The organism is Psychrobacter sp. TB20-MNA-CIBAN-0197 (assembly GCF_040309765.1).
Lineage (GTDB): Bacteria > Pseudomonadota > Gammaproteobacteria > Pseudomonadales > Moraxellaceae > Psychrobacter > Psychrobacter submarinus.
The window spans coordinates 24,769-33,442 of sequence record NZ_JBEOPC010000036.1 but is presented as its reverse complement, the minus strand read 5'-3'; the positions used below and the strand labels follow the sequence as shown (position 1 = coordinate 33,442).

Genomic DNA, 8,674 nt, shown 5'->3' with positions numbered 1-8,674 from the left:
GCCAAAAACATTCTTGCGGTCGGGCTTGACCGTCTTGTAGAAGGAATCCCCTCCGTTTAGGGAGGGGAGGAAGTCAACTGTTGCAATCAAGCACTTTTCTTTAGTTTGCTATCGGTTACAATATGAGCTAGAGATAATAATAACGAAGGTAACGACTTTATGGATAATCTATTAACTGCGCGGTCGCATATTGAGCTTAAAAGCGGCAACAACGACATTATTAATATTGGTAACGATCAGCCGTTTGTACTATTTGGCGGCATGAATGTCTTGGAGTCTAAGGAGCTAGCGTTTGAGATCGCTGAGCAGTATATCGAGATTTGCGAGCGCTTAGGAATTGGTTATGTGTTTAAAGCCAGCTTTGATAAGGCCAATCGCTCAAGTCTGCACTCGTTTCGTGGCCCAGGTCTCGAGCAAGGCGTAGATTGGCTCGGACAAATCAAAGAGAAGTTCCAAGTGCCGATTATCACTGACGTGCACGAGCCGTATCAAGCGCAGCCTGTCGCTGAAGTGGCCGATATCATTCAGCTGCCGGCTTTTTTGTCGCGTCAGACCGATCTGGTCGAAGCGATGGCTAAGACCGACGCTATTATTAATATCAAAAAAGCCCAGTTCCTAGCGCCGCATGAGATGCGTCATATTGTGAATAAATGCTTAGAAGCTGGCAATGACAAGCTCATCCTATGCGAGCGTGGCAGCGCCTTTGGTTATAACAACTTAGTCGTTGATATGCTCGGCTTTGATACCATGAAGCAAATGGATGTGCCGGTGTTTTTTGATGTGACCCATAGTTTGCAGCAGCCGGGCGCGCGTAGTGATAGTGCTGGTGGTCGCCGTGAGCAAATAACCACGCTGGCTCGCGCTGGCATGGCGACAGGGCTTGCAGGGCTGTTTCTGGAAGCGCATCCTAACCCTGAAGCAGCTAAATGTGATGGCCCCTGTGCGCTACGTACCAGTCAGCTTGAGCCCTTCTTGCGTCAGCTAAAGCAGATTGATGAGCTAGTCAAAGGATTTGCGGTGTTAGATACTCAGTAAGGTATCTGTCAATTTTTAACGGTTGTAGAAGGATAAAGCGATGGCTATTCAAACGGCAAAGGTTAGTATTGAAAATATTGATGACCAAGAGGGCATTGATGGGGTGATGACAGCGCTCAAAAATATCGATGGGGTTACTGCGGTTGAGCTTGATGCTGCTACGAACATCGCGCTAATTCGCTATGATGATACTGATACGAGTATTCATGCCTTTACTGCTGCTATCAGCATGGTGGATTATGTCACCCAGCCTTTTCCTATTGATGCGCCGCAGAACCCGCGTAACATGGAATAATGGTTTATAAATACATAGAGCGGACTTTATTTATCGTAAGTGACAACTTAACAGACACTAATAAAGTGTTAACCAAACACCCTTGTTGTTAGTACTAATATATCTTACCGTATATAGCAGCTACTCATTATTTATAATCACTAATAGTGAGCAGTTAGCTCATGAACAATAACTCATAGATAATAATAAGGAGCCGAATATGGCAAATCGAACGAGAATTATAAAAGTCGACGGTATGACTTGTGAGAAGTGTGTAGATAGTGTGCATGGCGCTACCGTTGGTATGGATGGCGTTATCAGTATTGCAGTTGATTTAGCCGATAATCAGGCTACGGTTACTTTTGATGACGCAAAAACTAGTGCAGAAAAAATCGCCACTGCCATCGACGATGCAGGGTTTGATGCCAGCGTCGCTAATTCATAAGTATCCCTTTAATTGCTAGCAGAACCAGTTATCTTAAATGACTGGTTTTTTTGTAGCTCACTGTTTTATAGCTCGAATCAAATCGCTGTAAGCGCTTGGTTTAAACGACTGACAGTACTCAACCGCTCAATGTCACTTGAAAATAGTCTGTAAAGCCTAATCTTATAACTACTATAATATACTTATTCTTTAATTATCGCTAAATGAGTGCTCCCATGACTGATTATTCCCGCACCGCTACTGACGAATCTTACGAAGTAGATACTGATATTCAGGCCAATACGGCCTTGCAGCCAGAGCGCGCGCATCTACAGCTAGCGATTGACGGCATGTCGTGTCAGGCCTGCGCTTCTAGGATCGAGAAGGTGCTGAATAAAAAGGATGAGGTTTATAAGGTCAATGTCAACTTTGCCGGCGAGACGGCGAACGTTGATTATAATCCTGAACAGACCACGCCTGAGCAAATCGCAGAATGGGTCAATAAGACTGGGTTTGTCGCCAATTTGCAGGCAGGCGATAGCTTATTTGCCAAAACTGATGAAGATACCGCGACTAAATGGCCTTGGCGCTTAATTGCCCTTTGGGTGTGCTTGATGCCTTTTTTGGTCGGTATGGCAGGTATGCTAACCGGCCAAGGTATGGCGTGGATGCCGCCGGTTTGGATACAGTTCATACTTGCAACTATCGTCCAGTTTGGTTTGGCGCTGCCGTTTTATAGTAGCGCTTGGGCCTCGATCAAAGGCGGTTTGGCTAATATGGATGTACTTGTGGTCATCGGCACCTTGGCCATTTGGGGCTACTCCACTTATCTATGGCTGACGCACGGCGATGGTACGTTAAATAGTTTACTACAAAGCGGACATGCTAGCGGTCATGGCGCGGAGAGTCTAGGCGTTTATTTTGAAGCGGGGGTGATGGTCATCGCCTTTGTGCGCACCGGCAAATATCTAGAAGAGCGTACCAAAAAGCACAGCTTGAATAGCATTGATTTACTGCTATCTTTGACACCAGATGAGGTTGAGCTACAGCAGGCGGATGGCAGTTTTCAAGCGCTGCCGCTAGCTGAGGTGAAGATGGGCGATATCTTACGTGCCAAACAAGGCAGCCGCGTTGCTACCGATGGCACAGTGATTGAGGGCAGCGGCTGGTGTGAGGAGAGTCATCTAACAGGCGAGTCGGTACCAATAAAAAAAGAAGTGGGTGATGAGCTGTTAGCAGGGGCCTTGGTCGAGAACGGCAGTTTATTATACCGAGTTGGTGCTAATGGCCGTGATACCAAGCTTGGCGACATGGTACAAGCGCTGAGCGATGCGCAGGGCTCCAAAGCAGATTTGGCTCGCCTTGCTGATAGAGTGACCGCTATCTTTGTGCCGGTGGTGATAGCTATAGCTATTATTACCTTTGCCATCACTTGGTGGCTGACAGGGATGGTCGATACGGCGCTTATGCATGCGGTGTCGGTATTAGTAATTGCTTGCCCTTGTGCGCTAGGGCTGGCAACGCCTGCCGCGATTATGGCGGGCATGGGAGTAGCAGCAAGGCATGGCGTCTGGTTCAAAGATGCGCAAAGCCTTGAGGCGGCAGGTCATATTGATACGGTCGTACTTGATAAGACAGGGACGTTAACCCTTGGAAAACCGGCTATCGTTGATCAGATGATGGTCGATAAATCGATAGCTGCCGACGATGTATTACAGCTTGCCGCTAGCGTTGAGGCACATGCTAGCCATCCGCTAGCGACGGCGCTCATCAATGAGGCGAGCGCACGCCAATTACAGCTCATGCCCGTAACAGATGTAAATGTAGTCAAAGGCGCAGGTATTCAGGCGACTATTGAAGGTTTAGGGATAGTCAAAGTCGGTACCGCTGAGTTTGCGAGTTTAAAGCTGCCTAGACTGATGCCAAAAGTTTGGCAAATTGCCAGTACGGTTGCCGTGAGTATCAATGATGAGCCGCTCGGCACTTTTGCCTTAGCAGATGATCTAAAAGCAGATACTCCGCAAGCAATTAATGCCCTACAAGAGGCCGGACTTAAAGTCATCTTAATGAGTGGCGACAAGCAATCTGTGGTCGATCATGTCGCTTGGCAGCTGGGTATTGATGAGGCTTATGGTCGCATGAGCCCGCGAGATAAGGCTAGTCAAATTGCTAAATTACAAACCGCAGGCCACAAGGTTGCGATGGCAGGCGATGGGGTGAATGACGCTCCTGCTATGGCAACCGCTGATGCAAGCTTTGCGATGTTTGAAGGCACAGATGTCGCGCAGCACAGTGCTTCCGCGCGCTTGATGGGTGAGTCCTTGATGCACATCGATGCGGCGCAAAAAATCGCCAGCGCCACACTGCGTAACATCAAGCAAAATCTATTCTTTGCTTTTATCTATAACTGCCTAGGTATTCCGCTTGCAGCTTTCGGTTTTTTAAATCCTATGATTGCAGCGGCAGCGATGGCGCTAAGCTCTATCTCTGTATTAATGAACGCGCTACGCCTAACGCGGTTTAAAACCCAAGTCGAGCTGGATGACACAACACGGGTTTCAAGTCCTAAAAAACTAGCTGAAGCTAAATAAAGTGCCAGAAAATTTAATCGAATTTATGCTATGATGCCAACTATCAAAGCTCATTATACTTTCCCTTTTTTATCCCACACACTTGGCATGACCAAAGGAATTCACAGACATTATGTACGCTGAAGAAATCACTAACGTTACGGCAATTAAAGACATTCGCGCTCGTGAGATTTTAGACTCACGAGGTAATCCAACGATAGAGGCGGATGTTATCTTAGCTGATGGCACTATAGGCCGCGCCGCCGCGCCAAGTGGTGCCTCAACAGGCTCTCGCGAAGCGCTTGAGCTACGAGATGGTGATAAGGATCGCTACTTAGGTAAAGGCGTCAAAAAAGCCGTCGCTAACGTCAACAGCCAAATCCGCAGCGCGCTGATGGATAAAGACGTCACAGAGCAGCAAAAAATCGATGATGCGATGATTGCGCTTGACGGTACTGAAAATAAAGAAAGCCTAGGCGCTAATGCTATGCTAGCGGTGTCTTTAGCAACTGCTAAAGCTGCGGCAAAATCACAAAGCCTACCGCTACATCAATACATCGCCAATCTGCGTAATCAGACTTCTTTGACGATGCCAGTACCGATGATGAATATCCTAAATGGTGGTGAGCATGCCGATAATACCGTCGATATTCAGGAGTTTATGATTGAGCCGGTAGGTTTTTCAAGCTTCTCAGAAGCACTGCGCGCGGGTACAGAGATCTTCCATAGCCTAAAATCAGTATTAAAATCACAAGGTTTAAATACTGCTGTCGGTGACGAAGGCGGCTTTGCTCCTAATTTGCGCAGCAACGAAGAAGCCATTACCGTTATTATGCAAGCGATTGAGCAAGTCGGCTATAAGGCAGGCGATGATATTCACTTAGCGCTTGATTGCGCTGCTAGTGAGTTCTATAAAGACGGTAAATATATCTTGGCAGGCGAGGGTAATAAGACTTTTGATAGCCAAGGCTTCTCTGATTATCTGGTCAATCTAGCGCGTCAATACCCGATTATCTCTATCGAAGATGGCCTTGATGAGTCAGACTGGGACGGCTGGAAATACCTAACTGAACAAATCGGTGACAAAGTACAATTGGTGGGTGATGACTTGTTTGTCACCAACCCTGCCATCTTGCAAGAAGGTATCGATAAACATATCGCCAATGCTATCTTGATTAAGTTCAATCAAATTGGTACGTTATCTGAGACGTTAGATGCTATCTATATGGCTAAAAACAACGGCTACGCGACCATTATCTCGCATCGTTCAGGTGAGACCGAAGACAGCACCATCGCTGATCTAGCGGTCGGTACAGCTGCTGGCCAAATCAAAACCGGCTCATTATGCCGCTCAGATCGCGTTGCGAAATATAACCAACTCTTGCGTATCGAGCAGCAGGTTCGAGCCAGCTATCGCGGCGCTGATGAGTTCATAGGCCTGCGCGGTTAACACTGCTTGGTCGCTAAACGGTCTTTTTCTACTGGGTTAGAAAGAGACCTTTTATTATCATAATGTGAAGCTCTTTTATGAAGTATTTTAGTCAATTCATGCTCTTAGCTTTAGCCATTGCTGTACTCTTAGGGCTACAGTATCAGTATTGGCTAGGTGAAAATGGCCGCGTTGCTAGCAAGCAGCTGTTGGCGCAGATCGAAGAGCAGCAGCAATCTAATGACAATCAGATAGCGGCTAATGAGCTGCTGCGCACTGATGTCCATGATTTGAAGACAGGTCTAGAAGCCGTAGAAGAGCACGCGCGCTTAGACTTAGGACTAATTAAGCCTAATGAAACCTTCGTTCAGATATCTACCGCTCCTACGACCCATACTCGCTATAATCCATAATTATCAGAAAACAAAGCTACTTTCAGCTGATATTTGCATCTCCACCTTCTCACCCTTTTAAATATCGATGATAGCCCTATCATGAATACTACTCCGAACATACACGCTATGATTGTCGCGGCCGGTCGCGGCAACCGTTTTGGCGCAGCTATTGCCAAGCAGTACACGAAAATCAACGGGCAAACGTTATTGCAGCATAGCGTGACTCGACTAGCCTCTAGTGGTTATATAGACCACTGTTATCTTGTCATCGCAGCCGACGATGAAGTGGCCTCTACCTTGACATATACGCTACCGATGAATTATGTCGTAGGCGGAGCAGAGCGTTGGCAATCGGTGCGTGCTGGCGTCAGCGCTATTCTGGGTAGTGGCGCTGATAAAAGCGATCTCGTCTTAATCCACGATGCCGCCCGTCCAGCTGTGCCTACTGAAGACATTGATAGCGTTATTACAGCCGCCATGTCTGAACCTTATGGCGCGATCTTAGCGGCTCCCGTCGCTGATACCTTGAAGCTATCTACAGCGCTACCTGCAAAGCAGCTCGATGATCTTAATGACCATCGTACTAATGGTAACGATTATATAAAAACTACCGTTAACCGTCAGCACATGTGGCAAGCACAGACGCCGCAGGTCTTTCGCGTCGGGGAGCTGAGCCACCTACTAGACTATATTAACGAACATCAGTTACATATCACTGATGAAGCGAGCGCCTTTGAGTATTTAGAGCTGCCTATTCGCTTAGTAACGGGTAGTCGCCAAAATATAAAATTAACCTTTCCTGATGACGCAATAGTGCTAGCTGCTATTTTAACTGCTCAAGTATCCTCAAGATAAAATAAACAAACGTTCTCAAATATAGTAAAAGACAGTCATTTTATATAGTAATAAAATATATTTATATTTCAAAAATAATACGTATAAAGCAGCTAAATTAGACAATAATCTCCTCCCTCCCAGAGCTAATACTCCGTTCCTCTTTGTTTTTGTCTCCAAAAACTATCAAAATCCTCTCAATTACAATTATTTAGCGCTTACAGCAGAGTTTGTTTGCTTTGTTGACCATAAGAGCCTATGATGTAACTAAGTTTATACAATTACACTAAAAAACTTATAATATATATAATAGTGCATTACAGTCCTAATTAATCTTGCTAGGATTTTATAATCATAAATACAATCATTTGTTTATTAATAGACTGGCCACTCAATTATAGGTTTATACCATAATAAGGAGAATCTAATTGTCAAAGCTCAATGCAGTAAGACGCTCAGACACAACTGATCTCTACCAATTCATCTATATTAGTCGTATTACTTCTATAGGGCTATCTGGCGCGAGTACCCTCAACGATATTGCTGAAGTCTCAATTGCACATAATAAAGCTGAAAATATCTCGGGTATTCTTTGCTATGGCAATGGCTATTTTTTTCAGTATATCGAAGGCTCAGAGCAGGCTTTAACGAATCTCAAAAACCGTATCTTAAAAGATAATAGACACAAGGATATACAGACTTTAGCGTTTTCGGCCATTACTGAGCGCCGTTTTACTGGCTGGTCGTTACGCTCAATCATCCTTGAGCGCTGGATGCTTAAAGATCCTAAAGTAAAAGAATTTCTACCGTTCAAGCCTTATGAATGGGCTTCTAATGATTGGGTGAAATTTTTGGAAATCCTACAAGGCTACTACGAATATCAAGAAATAGAGGACAAAATCGACACTCAGCCTATTAAGTATAGTGCACTAGGTGTCACTTTAAATAAGGTTGTCGGCCAGCATCAAGCCTTTTTCCTTATTCAAAGCGTATTAGGGATACTGATTGTTTTGGCTTTATTATGGTTTATGTTGTCAGATAAGCTATAAAGATAATATCTAAAATTCCATAACCTAGTCCAATAACACCCTTATAAAACCAGCTAACGTCGCGCGTTGGCTGGTTTTTTTTGCTTTAAGCTTTAGAATTTAATAGCTTTTGTGAGTACTGAGCTGCTGACCATTGAGAATTGCATGGCACTTGGACTAAGGGCACTTAGACTCAGGATAGAAAGGATATTAATTTTTAAGCATAAAAAAACCTTCAAAATCTAATAGACTTTGAAGGTTTCAAAAATGCTTATTACTAAAAATAAGTATTTTAAAATATGGCGTCCCCAGGGGGATTCGAACCCCCGTTACCGCCGTGAAAGGGCGGTGTCCTAGGCCTCTAGACGATGGGGACTAGGTCATACGCTTCAGCTGCTTTCACCGTTTATGCTGAAGTGGTGCACATTTTAATAGCGTCTGTGCTTACTGTCAAGCTTTTTTCTACGTTTTTTGAGGGTTAAATATCTTTTTTTTAGTGCTCGGCGAGGATGTAGATTATTCTTCTTTAAATGATGGCGAATCCATAAAGAAGTACAAGCACTAATCGTTATTGCCAAAATCATATAACCTAGAATGGTCGCCCATAATTTTGTTTGTGGGTCCATAGCAAAATCCTTTTAATGGCCTCTGTTACTCATCATACGCATAATTACATCTGACGAGC

9 protein-coding genes and 1 tRNA gene are annotated in these 8,674 nt (G+C 44.8%); 8 read left to right on the top strand and 2 right to left on the bottom strand.

The window, feature by feature from the left end; all coding sequences use genetic code 11:
* The first annotated feature begins 159 nt into the window (after nucleotides 1–159).
* The 8 genes from kdsA (at nucleotide 160) to AAEY83_RS11065 (ending at nucleotide 8,010) form a co-directional block, all read left to right on the top strand.
* Nucleotides 160–1,035 (top strand): 3-deoxy-8-phosphooctulonate synthase, encoded by an 876-nt coding sequence (kdsA, locus tag AAEY83_RS11100; RefSeq protein ID WP_025643886.1) that lies wholly within the window; start codon nucleotides 160–162, stop codon nucleotides 1,033–1,035.
* Nucleotides 1,036–1,075: 40 nt separating this feature from the next.
* Entirely contained in the window at nucleotides 1,076–1,330 is a 255-nt protein-coding gene (locus tag AAEY83_RS11095; RefSeq protein WP_025643884.1) for a cation transporter, read from the top strand.
* Between the two features lie 199 nt (nucleotides 1,331–1,529).
* Nucleotides 1,530–1,754 carry a heavy-metal-associated domain-containing protein gene (locus AAEY83_RS11090; protein WP_025643882.1) on the top strand — a complete coding sequence of 75 codons (225 nt, stop codon included), beginning with the start codon at nucleotides 1,530–1,532 and terminating at the stop codon, nucleotides 1,752–1,754.
* A gap of 215 nt (nucleotides 1,755–1,969) precedes the next feature.
* Nucleotides 1,970–4,324: a heavy metal translocating P-type ATPase gene (locus AAEY83_RS11085; protein ID WP_025643880.1), complete on the top strand. Its 2,355-nt coding sequence runs from the start codon at nucleotides 1,970–1,972 to the stop codon at nucleotides 4,322–4,324.
* Nucleotides 4,325–4,436: 112 nt separating this feature from the next.
* Nucleotides 4,437–5,753: a phosphopyruvate hydratase gene (gene eno, locus AAEY83_RS11080; protein WP_025643878.1), complete on the top strand. Its 1,317-nt coding sequence runs from the start codon at nucleotides 4,437–4,439 to the stop codon at nucleotides 5,751–5,753.
* A 77-nt stretch (nucleotides 5,754–5,830) separates the two neighbouring features.
* On the top strand, nucleotides 5,831–6,145 hold the full coding sequence (locus tag AAEY83_RS11075) for an FtsB family cell division protein (protein ID WP_025643876.1): 315 nt from the start codon (nucleotides 5,831–5,833) through the stop codon (nucleotides 6,143–6,145).
* An 81-nt stretch (nucleotides 6,146–6,226) separates the two neighbouring features.
* A complete protein-coding gene (gene ispD, locus AAEY83_RS11070; protein ID WP_025643874.1) occupies nucleotides 6,227–6,982 on the top strand; it encodes a 2-C-methyl-D-erythritol 4-phosphate cytidylyltransferase in 756 nt (251 codons plus the stop codon).
* 407 nt (nucleotides 6,983–7,389) lie between these two features.
* Nucleotides 7,390–8,010, top strand: a complete 621-nt coding sequence (locus tag AAEY83_RS11065; protein WP_025643872.1) for a BLUF domain-containing protein — start codon at nucleotides 7,390–7,392, stop codon at nucleotides 8,008–8,010.
* 279 nt (nucleotides 8,011–8,289) lie between these two features.
* On the opposite strand, the gene AAEY83_RS11060 is transcribed toward AAEY83_RS11065, so the two are convergent.
* Both AAEY83_RS11060 and AAEY83_RS11055 read right to left on the bottom strand, forming a co-directional pair.
* Nucleotides 8,290–8,365 (bottom strand) — tRNA-Glu (locus AAEY83_RS11060).
* A gap of 52 nt (nucleotides 8,366–8,417) precedes the next feature.
* On the bottom strand, nucleotides 8,418–8,615 hold the full coding sequence (locus tag AAEY83_RS11055; RefSeq protein WP_025643870.1) for a hypothetical protein: 198 nt from the start codon (nucleotides 8,613–8,615) through the stop codon (nucleotides 8,418–8,420).
* Between the last annotated feature and the right edge of the window lie 59 nt (nucleotides 8,616–8,674).

Excerpts from the sequence above, each read along its gene's own strand:
- kdsA (WP_025643886.1), top strand. The coding sequence starts at position 160 with ATGGATAATCTATTAACTGCGCGGTCGCATATTGAGCTTAAAAGCGGC.
- AAEY83_RS11095 (WP_025643884.1), top strand. The coding sequence starts at position 1,076 with ATGGCTATTCAAACGGCAAAGGTTAGTATTGAAAATATTGATGACCAA.
- AAEY83_RS11090 (WP_025643882.1), top strand. The coding sequence starts at position 1,530 with ATGGCAAATCGAACGAGAATTATAAAAGTCGACGGTATGACTTGTGAG.
- AAEY83_RS11085 (WP_025643880.1), top strand. The coding sequence starts at position 1,970 with ATGACTGATTATTCCCGCACCGCTACTGACGAATCTTACGAAGTAGAT.
- eno (WP_025643878.1), top strand. The coding sequence starts at position 4,437 with ATGTACGCTGAAGAAATCACTAACGTTACGGCAATTAAAGACATTCGC.
- AAEY83_RS11075 (WP_025643876.1), top strand. The coding sequence starts at position 5,831 with ATGAAGTATTTTAGTCAATTCATGCTCTTAGCTTTAGCCATTGCTGTA.
- ispD (WP_025643874.1), top strand. The coding sequence starts at position 6,227 with ATGAATACTACTCCGAACATACACGCTATGATTGTCGCGGCCGGTCGC.
- AAEY83_RS11055 (WP_025643870.1), bottom strand. The coding sequence starts at position 8,615 with ATGGACCCACAAACAAAATTATGGGCGACCATTCTAGGTTATATGATT.